Here is a 380-nt window from a genome sequence, read left to right on the forward strand (position 1 = left end):
CTACGAACTCGTTCACGAAAACATCTTTTTTCCCACGCCGCCCGAATTGCCCCTAACCGAAGCGACTCTGCTACTCGACATCATGGGCACCGGCGGCCACGCCATCAATCGGGCGCGTCTGGTGCATTCCGATATTCAAACGATTCTCATTCCCGGCGCCGGACCCATCGGTTTGGGCGTGCTGGCGATGGCAAAGTTGCTGTTGGGCGAACAAGTGCGTGTCGTGATTTCCGACGTGGTGCCCTATCGACTAAAGATGGCCGAAGCGATGGGCGGTCTGCCGGTTCTGTCCACGGAAATGTCGCTGCAAGACGGCTTGAAACATCACGGTTTGGATGCGCCGGATGTGGCGATTGACTGCGCCGGCAAAGCCGTTGTAC

The 380-nt window shown here is 57.9% G+C and carries 1 pseudogene; it reads left to right on the plus strand.

The window, feature by feature from the left end:
• Positions 1-380, plus strand: a pseudogene (locus I6F37_RS45045) (hypothetical protein); the annotation flags it as partial.

It is taken from the genome of Bradyrhizobium sp. NBAIM08, assembly GCF_020193935.1.
Classification (GTDB): Bacteria; Pseudomonadota; Alphaproteobacteria; order Rhizobiales; family Xanthobacteraceae; genus Bradyrhizobium; species Bradyrhizobium yuanmingense.